Annotated in this window: 15 protein-coding genes; 8 read left to right on the top strand and 7 right to left on the bottom strand. The window is 46.6% G+C overall.

Features of this window, described 5'->3' with window-relative positions:
* The first annotated feature begins 256 nt into the window (after positions 1 to 256).
* From NDI48_22645 to NDI48_22660, 4 genes are all read left to right on the top strand, one after another.
* Positions 257 to 1,108 carry an ABC transporter ATP-binding protein gene (locus NDI48_22645; GenBank protein MEP0833966.1) on the top strand — a complete coding sequence of 284 codons (852 nt, stop codon included), beginning with the start codon at positions 257 to 259 and terminating at the stop codon, positions 1,106 to 1,108.
* 273 nt (positions 1,109 to 1,381) lie between these two features.
* Positions 1,382 to 1,873 (top strand): SMC-Scp complex subunit ScpB, encoded by a 492-nt coding sequence (gene scpB / locus NDI48_22650; protein MEP0833967.1) that lies wholly within the window; start codon positions 1,382 to 1,384, stop codon positions 1,871 to 1,873.
* A 144-nt stretch (positions 1,874 to 2,017) separates the two neighbouring features.
* A complete protein-coding gene (locus NDI48_22655; protein MEP0833968.1) occupies positions 2,018 to 2,398 on the top strand; it encodes a DUF760 domain-containing protein in 381 nt (126 codons plus the stop codon).
* 327 nt (positions 2,399 to 2,725) lie between these two features.
* On the top strand, positions 2,726 to 3,070 hold the full coding sequence (locus NDI48_22660) for a TMEM14 family protein (protein ID MEP0833969.1): 345 nt from the start codon (positions 2,726 to 2,728) through the stop codon (positions 3,068 to 3,070).
* Positions 3,071 to 3,234: 164 nt separating this feature from the next.
* On the opposite strand, the gene NDI48_22665 is transcribed toward NDI48_22660, so the two are convergent.
* Together NDI48_22665 and NDI48_22670 are read right to left on the bottom strand one after the other, a co-directional pair.
* The gene (locus tag NDI48_22665; protein ID MEP0833970.1) at positions 3,235 to 3,441 is read right to left on the bottom strand and encodes a hypothetical protein; all 207 of its coding nucleotides are present in this window, start codon (positions 3,439 to 3,441) and stop codon (positions 3,235 to 3,237) included.
* 219 nt (positions 3,442 to 3,660) lie between these two features.
* On the bottom strand, positions 3,661 to 4,959 hold the full coding sequence (locus NDI48_22670) for a DNA cytosine methyltransferase (GenBank protein MEP0833971.1): 1,299 nt from the start codon (positions 4,957 to 4,959) through the stop codon (positions 3,661 to 3,663).
* A 442-nt stretch (positions 4,960 to 5,401) separates the two neighbouring features.
* Here NDI48_22670 and rplL point away from each other — a divergent pair, with 442 nt between their 5' ends.
* The 3 genes from rplL to NDI48_22685 all read left to right on the top strand — a co-directional run bounded on the left by rplL (position 5,402) and on the right by NDI48_22685 (position 7,187).
* Positions 5,402 to 5,788 carry a 50S ribosomal protein L7/L12 gene (gene rplL, locus NDI48_22675; GenBank protein MEP0833972.1) on the top strand — a complete coding sequence of 129 codons (387 nt, stop codon included), beginning with the start codon at positions 5,402 to 5,404 and terminating at the stop codon, positions 5,786 to 5,788.
* 144 nt (positions 5,789 to 5,932) lie between these two features.
* A complete protein-coding gene (locus NDI48_22680) occupies positions 5,933 to 6,541 on the top strand; it encodes an elongation factor Ts (protein ID MEP0833973.1) in 609 nt (202 codons plus the stop codon).
* Positions 6,542 to 6,728: 187 nt separating this feature from the next.
* Positions 6,729 to 7,187, top strand: coding sequence for a DIP1984 family protein (locus NDI48_22685; protein ID MEP0833974.1), 459 nt, complete (start codon positions 6,729 to 6,731; stop codon positions 7,185 to 7,187).
* Between the two features lie 325 nt (positions 7,188 to 7,512).
* Here NDI48_22685 and NDI48_22690 read toward each other — a convergent pair whose 3' ends face one another.
* On the bottom strand, positions 7,513 to 8,193 hold the full coding sequence (locus tag NDI48_22690; protein ID MEP0833975.1) for a GntR family transcriptional regulator: 681 nt from the start codon (positions 8,191 to 8,193) through the stop codon (positions 7,513 to 7,515).
* Between the two features lie 95 nt (positions 8,194 to 8,288).
* Here NDI48_22690 and NDI48_22695 point away from each other — a divergent pair, with 95 nt between their 5' ends.
* Complete coding sequence (locus NDI48_22695) at positions 8,289 to 9,902, top strand: 2-isopropylmalate synthase (protein ID MEP0833976.1); 1,614 nt, start codon at positions 8,289 to 8,291, stop codon at positions 9,900 to 9,902.
* A gap of 29 nt (positions 9,903 to 9,931) precedes the next feature.
* On the opposite strand, the gene NDI48_22700 is transcribed toward NDI48_22695, so the two are convergent.
* The 4 genes from NDI48_22700 to ilvB all read right to left on the bottom strand — a co-directional run bounded on the left by NDI48_22700 (position 9,932) and on the right by ilvB (position 18,421).
* On the bottom strand, positions 9,932 to 11,146 hold the full coding sequence (locus tag NDI48_22700; GenBank protein ID MEP0833977.1) for a hybrid sensor histidine kinase/response regulator: 1,215 nt from the start codon (positions 11,144 to 11,146) through the stop codon (positions 9,932 to 9,934).
* Positions 11,147 to 11,256: 110 nt separating this feature from the next.
* On the bottom strand, positions 11,257 to 13,443 hold the full coding sequence (locus NDI48_22705; protein MEP0833978.1) for a PAS domain S-box protein: 2,187 nt from the start codon (positions 13,441 to 13,443) through the stop codon (positions 11,257 to 11,259).
* Positions 13,444 to 13,445: 2 nt separating this feature from the next.
* Positions 13,446 to 16,367, bottom strand: coding sequence for an ATP-binding protein (locus NDI48_22710; GenBank protein MEP0833979.1), 2,922 nt, complete (start codon positions 16,365 to 16,367; stop codon positions 13,446 to 13,448).
* A gap of 170 nt (positions 16,368 to 16,537) precedes the next feature.
* A complete protein-coding gene (gene ilvB / locus NDI48_22715) occupies positions 16,538 to 18,421 on the bottom strand; it encodes a biosynthetic-type acetolactate synthase large subunit (protein ID MEP0833980.1) in 1,884 nt (627 codons plus the stop codon).
* Between the last annotated feature and the right edge of the window lie 201 nt (positions 18,422 to 18,622).

Raw genomic sequence — 18,622 nt, forward strand, 5'->3', positions numbered from 1 at the left:
TTGCTCAGGCTCAATGCACTATTGTCTAAGCCGACCTCTACGCCAGTCTCTAGAGATAATTATATTTTCATTCTGGAGTGTGAGCGCTACGCTCATGGATGTCTCTTGCAAAAGTCATCTTTATTATTGGCCAAAGTAACTTTTTGTGATATAATGCTCTATTTTGTTTGCAGAGAAAGGCTGTGGGTTTCAACCACTCTCCTAGCAACGCAAGATATGATGATTCGTAAAGCTGACTTATCTCCTACAGGCATCTATGCCATCTGCCGTTTCCCTTCAGAACGTCCACAAGACTTACGACAAAGTCCCCGTTGTTAACGACCTCTCCTTCACCATCGAATCAGGAGAAATGTTTGGCCTGCTTGGCCCCAATGGTGCCGGTAAATCGACTACGATTCGGATGCTAACCACGCTGACTCGACCCAGTTCCGGTCAAATTGAGGTGGCGGGTTACGACGTTGTACGCAACAGACAACAAGTGAAAGAGAATATCGGCGTTGTATTGCAACAAATTAGCGTAGATGCCGACCTTACTGTCTGGGAAAACATGGAACTGCACGGACGTCTGCATCACATTCCTAATCCCAGGCGTCAGCGGATGATTAATCAGTGGTTAGAGTATGTAGAATTGGCAGACCGACGCGATAGTTTAGTCAAAACCCTTTCGGGTGGGATGAAGCGCCGTCTACAAATTGCTAGGGCACTGTTGCACGAACCAAAAGTTTTGTTTTTGGATGAACCCACCGTAGGACTCGACCCCCAAACCCGCCGCCGCCTCTGGGAAATTATTCGCGATTTGAATAAACAGGGGATGACGATGTTACTTACCACTCACTATATGGATGAGGTGGAGTTTTTATGCGATCGGATTGGAATCATGGACGCCGGACAGCTAATTGAACTCGGCACTCTCCAACAACTCAAGGCGCAACATGGGGAGGGATTGGTGATGAAACAAGTTGGGGAGCGTTTTGAGTACAAATTCTTTCCCGATCTAGCACAAGCTAATGCCTACTTGGATAGCTTACCGGATAAAACTGGTATCATGGTTCGTCCCTCTAACTTAGAAGATATCTTTGTTGAGCGTACCGGACGCCAATTGGGCTGAGGAAATAGGGAATGGGAACGATTGAAGAAGGCAGAGGGCTAGTACAGCGTGGCGGAAATAATCCACCCATTCAAAAAGGTTAAAAAGCTTACTGTACAAGCAATATCCCTTCTGCCTTCTGCCCTCCGTCCTCTGCCTTATTTGATGAAATCTCGTTGGCGTTTAAACTAATGAAGCGCTATCAAGTATTAGATAAGATGTGAACACTGCCCACTCTACTGGTAGCCCTCGATCCAAAATCTAAAATCCAAAATCTAGAATCAAAAATCGTTCATGCCTCGCCTAGCGACCCAGATAGAAGCCATACTCTACCTGAAGGGAAAGCCCTTGTCGATCGCAGAAATTGCTGAATTTGCTGGATGCGACAAGGACACTATTGAAGACGCCCTGATTGAACTCATGGCAGACTATGCCCACCGAGATAGCGCCCTGGAAGTGATTGAAACACCTGCCGGTTACAGCTTACAGTTAAGGTCATCATTTCAAGACTTAATGCAAAACTTAGTTCCCGCTGAATTGGGTGTGGGTGCCTTGAGAACTTTAGCGGCAATTGCGCTCAAAAAAACCATTGCACAAACGGATCTGATCGAACTCCGAGGCAGTGGTGCCTACCAACATATCCAAGAACTGATCGCGATAGGATTTGTCCAGAGACGCCGTCAAACCGATGGTCGTTCCTACTGGTTACAAGTCACGGATAAATTTCATGAACACTTTGAACTAGAGCAACTACTCCCCCCCTTAGAGAAGCAGTCCCAGTCCTGAATAACGCTTTATTATTGCTTGATAAAGAGTTTTTTATCAAAATTTATTTCTAAAGAACTACGATTTAAGACAAAAATCAGAAGCCGCCTGACGGCACAATCGTTTAGAGTAGAAACTAAGTTAAGTCAAAACCTGAGATTCCTAATGGTATTTAACCCTGACTTTCTCAGTTCCCAACCGGAAGATGAGCAAGCTAACCCACTGCTGAACTATCTTCAGCACCAATCTCCGGACGTTTTGTCGCGGGTTGCCAAATCCGCTAGCCCAGAGATTCAACAAATCATCTCTCAGAACGTTCAGGGACTGGTTGGGATGCTGCCTTCAGAAAACTTCAACGTCCAAATTACCACTGATCGGGAAAACTTAGCCGGATTGCTAGCTTCAGCAATGATGACTGGCTACTTCTTGCGTCAGATGGAGCAACGGATGGAACTGGAAACAGCGCTCATCGACTCAGTTCCTTTGCGTCGAGAACCCCGTCACGGTGAAAAATCCGATAACTCTGCCAAACGACCTGAGCAGTAAACACCGTGCTTTTGGAAATTCCTTAAGTCCCCCGTAGCACCTCAACAGATTACGGGGGATGCTGAGTGTGAGTCAGGCTGTAGGGTGTTTGTGTTCCACTCTTATCTTAAGTGGGAAGTGACTTTGCTGATTGAGACTTGCTGACCCGTAGGGGTCAAACAACTCGACTAGCCACCAGCGGCAAAAGTAAGCATAATAACGATTGACAGTAAAAGACCAGGACTCAGTAATAGTCCTAACATCAACGCATCATGTAGGCTCATACCCGTAAATCTCCAAATTCCTCGCTTTCTACGCTAACGTGCTACACCAGCGATTTTTAATAAAATGAACAATTTGTTTGTAATTGCGACCTGGTCTATCCTTGTTTACGGAGTCGTTGTCCTACTGGGCGGTGTAATGGGGTATGTCAAAGCAAAGAGCCAAGTGTCCCTGTTTAGCGGTGTAGGAAGTGGGATAGCATTACTCATTGCCTGGTTCATCTGTCGCCAAATTCCTTTAGTAGGGTTGGGATTGGCAACATTCTTGGGTTTGGTTCTTTTTATCGTCTTCGTCATTCGCTTCTTCAAAACCCGTGCTTTTATGCCTGCCGGGTTAATGACGTTATTTTCTCTGGCTGCCACTATCGTATTTTTGTTGGGTTTGCTCTCTACGGGTGGCTTGTTAACTTAGATCGTCGCCTCTGGAAGCTAGCAGGCATTCATTTTTGTAAGCTTTTAGAGCGCCCATATCAGGCTGAAACGGCTCAATGGGGATGCACCCTAGAAAGTTAATTGATAAAAGAAAAATAAATGGTAAGGAGTGGCTTTTTGGTAAATTAAGAAGACTTTACTGATTTAGTCCACTACTTTAATCCATCCCTTATTCAAACCTTGATAAACCTTCTCTACGAGGTTTTGTTCTTCTAACGATAGAGCTTTTTTAGAGAGGAGAGCCGACATAAATAAATGTTGGTCGATTCGAGTAATTTTGCGAAGACCCATGATGCGATTAGCCAGGTGTTCAACGGGGAATTTTGGGAAGCAAATTTCAGCCTGTCTCATAATTCCTTAGTTTGTTTAAAAGCTCTGTGATTCTACTATGCGGTAAATTACCTTGATCTTCAGTGATCGGGAGTTAGTGCTCCTGTGATGTACTTCTGTAACGATATGTGACAGACACTCTGTCACATTGTGATCTGAATCACTAACTGAGAATTATCTAGAATTTAATTCTAACTAGGATTACTCAGGTTACGCAGTACTACCGCGATCATTACAGTATCAACAATCATCGCTCTGTGCTTTCCAATACTTGGATGCCTGCAGCTGGCTAAATCTGATCAACTGAGGATTGCCGAGTTCTAAGGAAACCTTTGGTACCAAGGGTTTCAATTCCAAGGCGGCAAGGATTTGGCGACCCAAGGCTCGTGCTAGAAGTGGAGGCACCGCATTACCTACTTCTCGAAAGCCATGCCATTTGGTGATGTGGAAGCGGAACCAGTCGGGGAATGAGTGCAGTCGCGCTGCCTCTCGCACGGAAATTACTCGTGGGTACTCAGGATGAATGGGACGAGGGGAGGTATAGGCACCTCGATCTGAACCCGTCCCAGCTCTTAGGGTGTAGCAAGGTTTATGCCAATCTAGGCGTCGTAAGCGACTGATCGATTCTATCTTTCCTGGTAGTGTCTCCTGAAAACGCTCAATTGACCGTTCAGTGTGCCGAGTTTGCATGGAACTCGTCAACGCTTTTGGATTCCACCATCGAGAATACGCAAAATTACTCACCTCGCAGGACAAACCCCGCAGTTGTTTGACGTAGAGCGTCGCTTGTTCATGCATTGGGTACAGTTGTTCTGGGGTTAGTTGAATAGAGTCTGTATGGTGGAGTTCATCAAAATCATCGAGGTTGGGTAAATCTGCGATCGCATCTTTTACGGTTATATATTCAGAGGGCGATCGCAGTTCTGGCTCAGGATAAGCGAGTTTGTTCAATCCCACCTGACTACCCAGTACGAATAACCGCCGCCGCTGCTGCGGTACACCAAAATTCGCAGCATTCAACACCTGCACGGGTTCCGTTATCTCATACCCAGCGGCTTTAAACTCGCTCAGCAACCGCTCTAGGATAGAGGAGTATTTCGTCATCCGTAAGCCCGGTACATTCTCCATCACAAAGTAGCGAGGCTGGAGTTCTTTCACAAGGCGGCAAAACTCAAACACCAGGGTGTTACGCACGTCATCAATCTGGCGTTTGCCGATGGTCGAAAATCCCTGGCAAGGAGGGCCACCAAACACTAAGTCAATGGGAATTTTCGAGACAGGAGCATGGCTGCTTCTGCTTCGTTGCCTGTTCTTTGCGGCCCACTCTGCCACAGCCTTCTGAATGTCCTGACCTGACAATTGAGCGACATCTGCACATAAAACCTTGGTCTGGGGAAAGTTAAAGGCATGTACCAACCCATGAATCGGGTCGTGTTCAACCGCTACGGCGACATCAAATCCCGCCTGCTCAATCCCTAGGGAAAAGCCACCGGCACCGGCAAATAAATCAATTGCTACGGGTCGGCGTGAGGAATGCATGATGCCATATCCATTGGGGACGGCGTAATCTTCACAGGACGGTATCTCTATCGCTGATCTCCTGAATATCTTAGGGATATTCTGACCTGAGAGTATCCCTCAAGGACAGGAGCGAGAAATATTTTTTCTCATTCCTTGACAGTTTTTGTAGTATTTATGTAGTATAAATATATGGCGTTCAGCCAAAAGATTGGAACCTTTATTCGTTTTCTATTCCACGCCCTGCCGCTAGAAAGTTTACATACTAGCCAAATGGGAAAGGCCCTTGACGGGCGTTAAAGATTATGCATCTATTCTTTGGGAACACTGCGCGAATAATTCCTGCGTAGGAACAAACAGCTTTCTTAACTTGCGCGAAGTGCCCATCCATAAAACGGGTAGGGTAACCAAGCGAGTGATTGATTAATTATTCATCTTTTATAGGAAGTATAGGAGGGTAGCCATGTCTGTTAAGACGATGGAAATTCTTGATCAGTTAAAATCTTTAACGATACTCGAAACATCTGAACTTGTTAAGCAGATTGAAGAGACTTTTGGTGTTGATGCTTCAACAACTAGGGTAATACCTGGAATTCCAATTCAGCCAGAGATTCTGATAGGTTATGAACCTGTACAGACTGAGTTTGACGTGGTGCTAGAAGAAGTCCCTGCTGATAAGAAAATTGCGATTCTTAAGGTAGTACGAACTGTTACGGGTTTAGCTTTGAAAGAAGCAAAAGACTTTGTGGAGTCAGCACCGAAAGTGGTAAAAGAAGCTGTTGAACTCGAAGCCGCTGAAGACATCAAGCAACAACTGGAATTAGCAGGAGCGAAAGTTTCTCTCCAGTAACCAAGTCTACTTCGGTGTTCGTGGACAAAAGCTCTAGTCCAGTCTGGCACAAGTTGATGACCACCTCTGAGAAGACTGGAGGAGTGATGGCGCATCGGGACGTAGTGCGATAGGTGAATTCGATTTTTTTTGGAGATAATCCAAATGACCAAAGTATCTGTAAAAGTAGTCAAAGATTTGCGCGAAAAAACGGGTGCCGGAATGATGGACTGCAAAAAGGCACTCACAGAAAATAATGGCGATATGACTCAATCGATCGCATGGCTGCGGCAGAAGAACTTCGTTCGCACATGTTCACCACGCCCCGTGGCGACAGAAGGACTAATTGGCAGCTACATTCATACGGCTGGTCGAGTTGGTGTTCTGGTAGAACTAAACTGCGAGACTGACTTCGTTTCTCGCACTCAGGAGTTTCAAACTCTGGTACACAATATCGCCATGCAAGTTGCAGCTTGTCCGCATGTGGAATACGTTAAGGTAGCAGATATCCCAGCCGCAATAGTGCATAAGGAAAAAGAAATCGAAATAGGACGGGATGACTTGGCGAACAAGCCTGATACGGTCAAAGAAAAGATTGTTCAGGGACGAATTGACAAGCGCCTCAAGGAAACTTCTTTGATGGATCAACCTTACATTCGTGACCCAAACATCACGGTAGAACAACTGGTGAAGCAAGCTATTGCTCAACTTGGTGAAAATGTCCAAGTCCGTCGTTTTGTCCGCTTTGGATTAGGTGAAGGAATCGAAAAGTAAAGACGCCAGTTAGGGTGGGCAATGCTCACCCTTAAAACGTATGGTTAAATATAATTTCCTATATCGGCTGGTAAGTTTAAGTTTTTAAAAATGAACCACAGAGGACACAGAGACGCAGAGAGAATAGAATTAAGGGTTTTTTTAGAAAATGTTTATTTTTTATTGGTAATGTGGGAGATGATGAGCGATGAAGTTGGCTGAAGCGTTAATCCTCAGATCGGATTGTCAAAAAAGAATTGAACAGTTGCGGCAACGATTAGTGAGAAGTGCTAAAGTTCAGGAAGGAGAAACGCCTCCCGAACAGCCGCAAGCACTGATTGCCGAGTTAGACGCGACGATTAATCAACTGGTAGACTTGATTAAGAGAATCAACAAAACCAATTCGCTCACCAATCTGGAAGAGGGGATGACGATATCTGATGCTTTGGCTCAGAGAGATACACTCTTGCTCAAGCGTAGTGTATATACTTCTCTAGTTGATGCCGCCGCTTATCAGCAAGAGCGGTATAGTGCCTCTGAAATCAAGTCTTTCAGTACGGTTAATGTTGCCGAACTGCAAACGCAAACGGATCGATTTTCCAGAGAGTGCCGAGAGTTAGATACGAAAATCCAAGCATCAAATTGGAATACTGAACTCATGGATTGAAGAAGTTGGTAACCAAGTCAAGAGAAGCGAGCACAAAACCCGCCAACAGGGTCAAGTTGGACTTAGCGATCTAGAAAATCGTTCCCCAGGCATAAGGGGCTATGCCAAACTGTTCACGAATAAAGCCTTGCATTGTTACAAGCGTACAGGGCATTGTTAAAGTTACTACCATGTGCTGGTCTGTTGATATTGGTGAGGGTGGGTTAGGGGATTTAATATTCAATTCATGAGTTGGAGCGATAGCGAAGCGCTGCTGCGTTCGCCCTACAGCCCTTCGGGCATCCTACGGCAGGCGTTGCCGAAGCGTCGCGCAGATCGCACAATTTTAGCGATCGCTTCTATTTTGTTCTAAGTAAGCCACCAGTTGCTCTCCTGCGGTGTCGATGTGTCGTTTCAGCACCTTTGCAGCCGCTTTAGTATCTCGCTGACGACAGGCATCCAGTAGTTGGTAATGTTCCTTTTGCGACTTCTCCAAGTAATTCATCTTCTCCATCTGAAGCCGCACATAGCGATCGATATTAACGTGTAAGGTTTTAATCATGGTCAATAGCCGAGGGCGATTGGCTGGAGTGTAAAGTGCTGCGTGGAATTCCCAGTTCAGTGTCGCCCAACGTGCTGCATCTGTCGTTTGATTCGTGGCATCCAAAATTAATGTTGCTTTTTCTAAATCAGATTCCGTCAACTGGGGAATCGCTAGTTGAATTGCTGTCGTTTCTAGGGCGCTGCGAATCTCACAAATTTCTTGTGCTTGTGCTGGAGAAAGTGCCGATACGGTTGCCCCTCGATTGAGTTGCAGCGTCACCAACCCTTCTGCTTCTAATTGCCGCAGTGCCTCCCGCACGGGGATACGACTCACCCCAAACTGAGCTGCAATTTCATCCTGCCTCAGGGATTGCCCTTCCTGAAAAATACCCCGCAAAATCGCCTCTCGCAAGGCATCAGCAATTAAGTCGGGGGTACTGCGTTGCTGTTGCAGCACGTTAGCGGCTAGGTCACCTAAGTTCATACTTTATGATGTATATTGTATACAATCTACAATATCCAAAGAACAGACACCTTGTCTAATCGTCCCTTTGCTTGAAATTACGGGAGCAGACAGTTATGAGCATTCAACCTCAACCCGACCGAGTGATTATCTTCGACACCACGCTACGGGATGGCGAACAGTCACCGGGCGCAACCCTCAATGTGGAAGAGAAACTGGCGATCGCTCATCAACTGGCTCTCCTTGGGGTGGATGTGATAGAAGCGGGATTTGCGATTTCTAGTCCTGGCGATTTTGAAGCAGTAAGAACCATTGCACAAAAAGTTGGAGTGCCCGGTGGGCCGGTTATTTGCAGCCTAGCCAGAGCGATTCGCAAAGATATTCAAGCGGCGGCAGAAGCCTTGAAACCGGCTGCCCATCCCCGAATTCATGTATTCATCTCTACATCAGACATTCATCTCAAGCATCAGTTGAGAAAGTCTCGAAGTGAGGTATTGGCGATCGCAGAAGAAATGGTTGCCTATGCCAAGTCGTTTGTCGAGGATGTGGAATTCTCGCCGATGGATGCCACTCGCTCTGATCGGGAGTTCTTGTATCAAGTATTAGAACGTGCGATCGCGGCTGGTGCAACCACCATCAACATCCCCGACACCGTCGGCTACTGCACTCCCAAAGACATGGGGGCATTGATTCAGGGGATTCGAGCAAATGTCCCGAATAGCAATCACGTCATCCTGTCCGTTCACGCCCAAAACGATTTGGGTTTAGCCACCGCCAACGCCCTAGCGGCGATTGAAAACGGCGTCCGTCAGGTGGAATGCACGATTAACGGCATTGGCGAACGCGCAGGAAATACCGCCTTGGAAGAAATTGTCATGGCATTGCAGGTTCGCAAGGCAGATTTCAACCCTTATTTCGGTCGTCCGGTTGAGTCTGACGCACCCCTCACCCACATCAATACTCAGGAAATTTACAAAACCTCTCGCTTAGTCTCCCAATCTACAGGAATTTTGGTTCAGCCCAATAAGGCAATTGTTGGCGCAAACGCCTTTGCCCACGAGTCCGGGATTCACCAAGATGGCGTCCTCAAGCACCGAGAAACCTATGAGATTATGGACGCGGCTGCCATTGGTTTGTCGGAGAACCAAATTGTTTTGGGGAAACACTCCGGACGCAACGCCTTCCGCACTCGCTTACAAGAGTTGGGTTTTAATCTGAGTGAAGATGAACTCAATAAAGCCTTTCATCGCTTTAAAGAAGTAGCGGATAAGAAAAAGGAAGTATCCGATTGGGATTTAGAAGCGATCGTCCGCGATGAAACACTGCCTCAAATGGAACAAGGCTTTCAACTTGAACATGTGCAGGTGATTTGTGGCGACTGCGCCTGCCCGACGGCAACGGTTACGATTGTGAACCCCAGTGGGGAAATTCGTACAGATGCTGCTGTGGGTACGGGGCCGGTGGATGCGGTGTATCAAGCGATTAATCGATTGGTACAGATTCCCAATCAACTGATTGAGTTCTCGGTTCAATCGGTGACACAGGGCATTGATGCACTGGGAACGGTGACGATTCGCCTCAGGCATCAGGAGCGAATTTTCTCTGGACAGGCATCGGATACCGATATTGTGGTGGCATCGGCTTATGCCTATGTGAACGCCCTGAATCGACTCTATCGTTACATACAAGCCCAGACGGAGGATTATCAACTAGGTAAAGTGATTTGTTGAGCGTTGAAGTAGAGTTTTTCTTATAGCAGTTAATCTGACTCTTTTTCATCAGATTGGCTTGGGTTATTCAAGGGAATTGCAACGCTAAAAGTTGTTCCCACGCCAACCTCACTCTTCACCGCAATCTGACCGCCGTGTAAATCCACGGCTTTTTTGACAATGGTTAACCCTAATCCCGTTCCGGAAATTTTCCCAACATTACTACCTCGCTGGAACGATTCAAACAATCGTTGTTGGTCTTCTAGAGAAATTCCAATTCCCTCATCTTTAATGTGTAAAATTGCCTCTCCATCCTGACAAACCAAGTCAAATGTGATGGTGCTACCTTCTGATGAATACTTCATTGCATTTGAGAGCAAATTAGTCAGAATTTGCCGCAGCAATTTTTTATCCATGCAACCCTTGGTCAATTGACTTGGGCGGGAAAAGGCGATTATATGCTGGACACTATTACCCAGTTTTAGTTCTTCAACTAAATGGCCGCAGAATTCTTCGACATCTAGCGGTTCGGGGTTGAATTCTAGTTTCCCCGCTTCTGCCTGCCCAATAGTCAGCACATCATTTAACAGCGCGGTCATCCGTCGAGTAGATTCTTGAATTTGACGAAGGTATTCCTGTCTTTTCTCAGAAGTTAATTGTTGATCAAAATCTATTATTAATTCAGCAAAACCTAAGATTGTGGTTAGGGGATTACGGAACTCGTGAGACACCATAGAAACAAAGTAGGATTTGAGTTGGTTAAGTTCTTGTTCCTTAGAGAGTGATTTACGAACTTCTGCTTCTGCAATCTCACGCCGATGAACTTCCTGTTGCAGGAGGGTATTTTGCTCTAAAAGTTGCTGAGTGAGCCTGCGGATATGCAATTGATGCTCGACACGAGCCAAAACCTCTTGCACTTGAAAAGGTTTGGTGATGTAGTCCACCCCGCCTACTTCAAATGCTTTTACCTTATCAAACACTTCATTCAAGGCACTAATGAAGATAATCGGAATATCCTTAGTTTGAGCAGAAGCTTTCAATTTAGAGCAGACTTCATAACCGTTTAGTTGGGGCATCATGATGTCCAACAAAATCAGGTCAGGGGGAGATGACTCGACAGACATCAGAGCCATTGTTCCATCCTGTGCCATCCTTACTTTATAACCTTGCTCAGATAACATCTGAGCTAAAAGTTGCAAATTAGCCGGAGTATCATCAACAATTAAGATACTTTCTTTTGATGGAGTATATGGCTCTTGGCTCATATCTAATTCGTTTGTGGTTCGATTAGGGCAATAATTGCTTAAAGCGTTCTTAAAGAGCATACAACGTTTACTGTGATGTTGCCCTTGATTAAAGAGAGTACTCACTTCAGTTAAGACTGACTACTTTGCCTGATGGGAATCTCAATAAGAAACTTTGCCCCTTGCCCAGGCGCAGAGATACATTGCAGCTTCCCCCCATGCTTTTCTACGACGATTTGATAGCTGATGGATAATCCCAAGCCTGTCCCCTTACCCACTTCTTTAGTGGTAAAGAAGGGGTCAAACAGTTGTACCAATACAGATTCAGTCATCCCCCGTCCATTATCTTGAATACTGATTTCCACGCAATTACTGTCTTTTATTTTTGTGTGGATTGTAATAGTAGGAAGGTGGTTTTCAATCCCGTCTGGTGAATCATCCGGGTCGGGTTGACACAGGGCATCAATCGCATTGCTCAGGATATTCATAAATACCTGATTTAGCTGTCCGGCATAACATTCGACTAAAGGTAAGTTGCCGTATTCCTTAATAATAGAAATAGCCGGATGATCATGTGTTTCTTTCAGGCGATCGCGCAAAATCAATAAAGTACTATCAATTCCCTCATGAATGCTGACGAATTTCATTTGCGCTTCATCAAGCCGGGAGAAATTCCGCAACGTCAGCACAATCTCATAAATGCGCTCAGCCCCCATCTTCATTGAAGACAAAGTCTTAGGCAAATCCTCTATTAAAAAATCAAAGTCAATCTCTTCTATCTTGTCTTGGATTTCAGGAGAACTGTGGACGTAGCCCTGCTGATAAAGGTCAATTAAAGCCAGTAAATCCTGCGTATAGTCATCTACATGGCTGAGGTTGGCACCGATGAAATTAACAGGGTTATTGATTTCGTGGGCGACACTAGCAATGAGTTGTCCGAGGCTGGACATTTTTTCGGTATGAATCAGCTTGAGTTGGGTGAGTTTGCGCTCAGTGATGTCGCGTGCAAAAGCGAAATTGTATTCCTTGCCCTCAAATTCTAAAAAGTTGGCATTAACTTCAGTGAGTGTTATCGTTCCATCCTTCCTTTTGTGGCGAGACTCAAATGTAAAACTGCCGTGTTCTTTAAGTTCCTGCCAGTGAACTTGCCAAATGTCAGCCTGGTAGTCTACATCGATATCGGGTACGCTCAGAGACAGCAATTCTGCTTCTGAATAGCCTAACAAGTGGCAAGCTGCCTTATTAACACGTAATATTTTGGCATCCGAGTCAACCCAAAAAATCGAATCGGATGCCTGTTGTACAGAAAATTGTGTTAGTTGAAGCATTAACTCCATCCGCTTGCGGGAGGTGATGTCGAATCGGATGGCTAAATATTGGAACGGTTTCCCCTGGTCATCTAGAAACGGAACAATAACAGTATTAACCCAGTAATACGTTCCATCCTTAGCTCGATTTTTGATTTCTCCTTTCCAAACTTTACCTGCCGAAATTGTTGTCCAAAGGTCTTTAAAAAATTCTTGGGGATGATATCCAGAATTAATAAGACGATGAGTTTTTCCAATAACTTCTTCTCTGGAATATTGAGAAATATTGCAAAATTTATCATTAACATAGGTGATGATTCCTTTAGCATCAGTAACGGCTACAATAGCGGCTTCATCTAAAGCAAATTTGAGATATGACAAATCTTTGAAGAATTTCCTCAGTTCTGACTCGACTTGTTTTCGTTCAGCGTTTTCAATTTGTAGGGATTGGTTAATTTTAGTTAGCTCGGCTGTACGTTCCTGAACTTTGACTTCTAAAGACTTAAGCGTAGAACGCAGCAACTCTTCAACCTGCTGGCGCTCCTGAATTTCGTCTTTCAGTGCCAGGTTTGCCGTCTCCAGTTGTGCATTTCGCTCGCTTAATTGCTGAGAAAGTCGGCGGATGTGTAACTGATGCTCGACACGAGCCAAAACCTCTTGGACTTGAAAGGGTTTGGTGATGTAGTCCACTCCACCTACTTCAAACGCTTTGACTTTATCAAATACTTCATTCAAAGAACTAATGAAGATAATGGGAATGTCCTTGGTTTGAGAAGAAGTTTTTAATCTAGAACAAACTTCATAGCCGTTTAGTTGGGGCATCATGATGTCCAACAAAATCAGGTCAGGGGGAGATGACTCGACAGACATCAGAGCCATTGTTCCATCCTGTGCCATCCTTACTTTATAGCCTTGCTCAGATAACATCTGAGCTAAAAGTTGCAAATTAGCCGGAGTATTATCAACAATTAAAATACTCTCTTTTGATGGAGTATATGGCTCTTGGCTCATATCTAATTCATTTTTCGTTGGATTAGGGTTAGTAGTTGCTTAAACTGAAACTTTTTAGCTAAAGAAGCTAGAGCGTTGGCTAAAGCGTCATTTTGAGAGCGGATTTGTTCAATTTGGATTAGGATTAAATCTAAATCGCCCTCAATTGCGCCTTTCTCTAAGGATGCCAACCAATCGGCAGGTAAGGCAGCTATAGCTTCTGGAGTCAGAGTCTGAGTTGGGGTTGAATTCGGTTCTATGGGGGGTTCATCGTAAACGTAGCGCACTCCAAGATGTTTGTGCAGGGCGTCAAAGATGTCTGCCTCTCGGAAAGGTTTGTGGATAAAGTCGTCGCAACCAACAGAAAAGACAACAGATCGTGCTTCCTCAAAGTTACTGGCACTCAGGGCGACAATTGCTGTAGCTTGACCTTGGGTTGTGGCTTTAATTCGTTTGGTTGCTTCGTAGCCATCCATCACTGGCATCCGCATATCCATAAAGATTAAGTGCGGTTCCCAATTCGACCAAAGTTCAATCGCTTCAATGCCGTTGGTTGCTTGTTTGATTTCAAAGCCAAGGGGATTGAGCAGTTTGATCAGCAGTTGGCGGTTATCCCAGCGATCGTCCACAATCAGGAGGCGATAACTTGGTTGGTTGGGCTGTAAAGCAATGACTCGGCGTGTAGGTGGCTTGGTTTTGATGGCGGTGGCATCCACTACGCCCAGATGAATATCAAACTTAAAAGTGGTGCCGCGCCCCAAAGAGCTGCTGACAGTTATGTCGCCGCCCATCAGTTTAACAAACTGCCGACTAATAATCAGCCCTAAGCCAGTCCCTTGCTGTGATTCAGCACCCGTCTGGGTTTGCACAAAGGCTTGAAAGAGTTTATCTAACTCCTCAGGGGCAATGCCGGGACCTGTGTCTTCAATTTCAAAGTAAAGTGTCAGTTGTCCTCGCTCCTGAATCGGTTGTTCTGCTCCTGACGACGGAGTACTGACTTGGTTTCGCTGACGACGAGCCACCCGCAACGAAACACCGCCTTCTTGGGTAAACTTAATCGCGTTAGAAAGCAGGTTCATCAAGACTTGACGCAATTTGACTTGATCCGCACGCACATATTGGGGAACGTCATCACAGCGATTGCGCGTAGCGCAGCGCCCGCCCGAAGGGATGCCGAAGGCTGTAGGGCGATCGTAAATCAAGTGCAATCCCTTCTCCTGCGCCTTGAGTTGGAACATATCTTCCAAGTCGTCAAGTAGCTGAATTAAGTCGAAGGCAGTTTCGTTGAGGGTAGTGCGTCCTGCCTCAATTTTGGCTAAATCTAAGACTTGGTTGATTAAGGTGAGCAAGTGTTCGCCACTGCGCGTGATCAGGCTGAGATTCTCCTGTTGTTCGGGACTGAGGTTAGTATCGCGATTCATCAATTGGGAAAAGCCAAGAATCGCGTTGAGGGGGGTACGCAGTTCGTGACTCATATTCGCCAAGAAGGTGCTTTTGGCTTGGGAGGCCGCTTCTGCGGCAACTTTCGCCTGTTGTAGGGCCTCCTCTGCAAGTTTGCGATCGCTAATGTCCTGCACGGTGCCAAACAGCTTAACCACTTGCCCCTGTTCATTGAACACAGCCCTTCCCCTCCTCAAGGTATATCGCATGGAACTAGACGCTCCTGGCGTCGCTACCGTTGCGCTATCGGGTCGAAAAATCCGAATTTCATGCTCGTAGGCTCTGCCTTGAGTGATACAAAGTTCCACATTACGCTGGAACAGTTCTACGTCATCTGGATGGATGATCTGTAAATGCTGCTCGTAGGTGGGTTCGGGTTGGGTGGGGTCAAGTCCGTAAATTCGGAAGACTTCATCAGACCAAGCACTCTCCTGAGTGAGGACATCAAACGACCAGTTTCCCAAATTGGCGAGGTGTTGGGCTTCGACAAGGGCGTGTTCGCTCTTCTTCAAGGCTTCTGTGCGTTGAGCCACCCGGTTTTCTAATTCCTGATTGGCTTGCCGCAACGCCTCTTCAGCCTGTTTGCGGTCAGTGACATCAATACCAATGCCCCAAGCTGCCCAGCCTGGAATCGGAAACTCCTCTGAGAGATTCGACCAAGCGATTGTCTTGATACTGCCATCTTTACAGGTGAGGTCCCATTCCCAATTGCGGTAGCAATTGCCCTGCTCTGCCCATTTGGTAATCATCTGCTGACGATAGGCAGCATTGGGATACACTAATTCCATCGCTGTGGGGTTGCCAATAATCTCCGCCGCCGAATATCCTGTTACCCGCGAACATTCTTGATTCCAGATAATCACGTTTCCTTCAATATCAAGGGCATCCAGCATTACAGGCATATTCTGCAACACGAGGCGCAGACGCTCTTCACTCCTGCGTAGGGCTTCCTCTGCTCGAAAGCGCTCGCTAATTTCAGCTTGCAGGGAGGAGTTGGTTAAAGCTAAGGAGGCGGTTCGTTGTGCGACCCTCGATTCTAGCTCTTCATTTACTCGTTGTAGGGCTTCCTCTGCTTTCTTTCGCTCAGTAATTTCGTTTTTTAGCGAAAGAGCTGTCGCCTCCAGTTGTGCAGGGCTTGGAAGAGCTAGTGCGAAAGGAAGCAATTGTGCTAGTAACACCGCTGTCGCTAGAGAGGCAAAGGCAGTAATGGCTTTGATCAACCCAGATAGCCAGTAGGTAGGGTGCCAGAGTGTCCATACTTCCATCACATGAGTCGTGCCACAGGCAACAATGAAAGTGCCAAACAGCAGAAAAATCCAGTCAAACGGTACATCTCGTCTAGAGCGGACGAAATAGACCAGCATCAATGGAATTGAATAATAGGCTAGCGCAATCAGAGAATCACTTACGACATGGAGCCAAACTAACCCTGGCTTCCAGAGATAGCAGTGTCCGTGGGGAATGAACCCGACTGTACTCGAAAAGGTTGTAAAAAATTCTGGCATGAGGTCAAAGTAGGGCAAGTATCTTTTATCTTGTCTAGCTCATTCGACAAAAAGTTGTTTCTTGTATTTCCCCTTCCCCGTACCCTGATTAGAAAGGGCAAATGAGCAAAAAAAACCCTGCTTGTGTGCAGGGAATTGTTGATTTTTAGGCTGACTTAAGCAGAGTCAACTTAGATTTTTGTGCCACACTCCGGACAGAAGTTATTCGTTGCCACATTTTTAGCCCCACAGTTGGTGCAATAGACTAACTCGATCGCTTTATCGAGTTTGGGACGTTCTGGCAAACCAATCATCTGTGCATTGCTCTTGCCTGGAGCCACCATGGGGTAACAGTTCTCGTCTTTCTTGACATGGACATCCACTACAACGGGGCCATCGTGAGCTAGGATTTGTGCGATCGCATCCTTCAATTCATCCCGACTCTTAATCACCATGCCCTTGATGCCATAAGCCTCGGCCAACTTCACAAAGTCCGGCTTTCCTGCCTCCATATTGGAGCAGGAATAGCGTTCCCCATAGAACGCCTCTTGCCACTGACGCACCATCCCCTGCCAGCCGTTGTTAATAATCACCGTCTTCACGTTGATGCCGTACTGCGCCAAGGTGCCCAGTTCTTGAATATTCATCTGAACGCTGGCATCCCCAGCGACACAAATCACCTGCTCATTCGGCAGTGCGATTTTGACCCCCATCGCCGCCGGGAGGCCGAAACCCATCGTACCCAAGCCCGCACTAGAAATCCAGCGGCGTGGCCCCGTTTTCAAAAATTGCGCGGCCCACATCTGATGTTGACCCACATCGGTTGTGTAGTAAGCCTGCGGTGCCTGACGCGCCAATTCTACAATCACTTCTTGAGGCGACAAACTATCGGCATGTTGAGGTACCTGCAAAGGGTAGTCCTCACGCCAACGGTTAATCCGTGCCAGCCACTCCCGGGTTTGGCTGGGTTCCGGTGGAATGGCTAATTCCTCATGCCGGCGCAACAAGTCCATCAATACCTGCCGTACATCCCCCACAATCGGCACTTGCGGCGCTCGGTTTTTCCCAACCTCAGCGGGGTCAATATCGATGTGAATCACTTGGGCGTGACAAGCAAATTGATCGAGTTTACCGGTTACTCGGTCATCAAACCGCGCACCCACTGCAATCAGCAAGTCACACTCGCTCACGGCAAAGTTGGCGTAGGCGGTGCCATGCATCCCCAGCATTCCTAAAGCTAAAGGATGGGATTCGTCAAATGCGCCCTTACCCATCAGCGTGGTTGTCACGGGAATTTGGAAGATTTCCGCCAGTTTCCGCAATTCAGGATGAGACCCAGAGGTGATAGCCCCACCTCCGGCATAAAGCAGGGGTTGCCTTGCCCGACGAATCAGATTCAGGGCTTGGTTAATTTGACGAGGATTACCCTTGACCGTTGGACGATAGCCCACTAACCGAACCGTACCCGGTTCTACTGGCTCATAGTCAAATTCTTCTAAGCCAACATCCTTCGGCACATCAATTAGGACGGGTCCCGGACGACCTGTACTGGCGATTAGAAAGGCTTCAGCGACAATCCGTCCCATATCTTTGGGGTCACGCACGACATAAGAGTGCTTGACAATCGGCAGCGTAATTCCATAGATATCGGTTTCCTGGAAGGCATCAGTGCCGATCGATGCACGGCCTACCTGACCGGTTATAATTACCATCGGGATCGAGTCCATGTGAGCCGTGGCAATGCCGGTCACTAGGTTCGTTGCGCCGGGGCCTGAGGTGCCAAAACAAACGCCGACTTTACCTGTCGCACGGGCATAAGCGTCAGCGGCGTGGGCAGCTCCCTGCTCGTGTCTCACTAAGATGTGCTGAATATCACCTCTGGCTTCCCAGAGGTATAGCTCGTCATAGATCGGCAGAATCGCTCCGCCCGGATAGCCGAAAATATGCTCAACGCCATGACGCTTAAGGCTATCAATTAAGGCATATGCACCCGTCTGCCGAGTGATGCAATGAATTGGTCTTGGGGTCTGTGTCTTGGAGATGCTTGGGGTACGCACGGAATAACCTCTCACCATAATGAATGTTCTATATTAAGTTTTGTATTGTATGCTGTGTAACTGACCTTTAGTTAATATTTCAGTTTAATAGGGGTAGCGATCCCTGTCGAGTTGCTTTTGAGCAATTCGACAAAAGAGTTTGCGGTACGGTAGCGATGTCAGATTGGGGATCGCTTGGATTTCCGTTGTTGAGTGCATACCCGTGTAGAAATGCAGTCA

It is taken from the genome of Microcoleus sp. AS-A8, from assembly GCA_039962225.1.
Lineage (GTDB): Bacteria > Cyanobacteriota > Cyanobacteriia > Cyanobacteriales > Coleofasciculaceae > Allocoleopsis.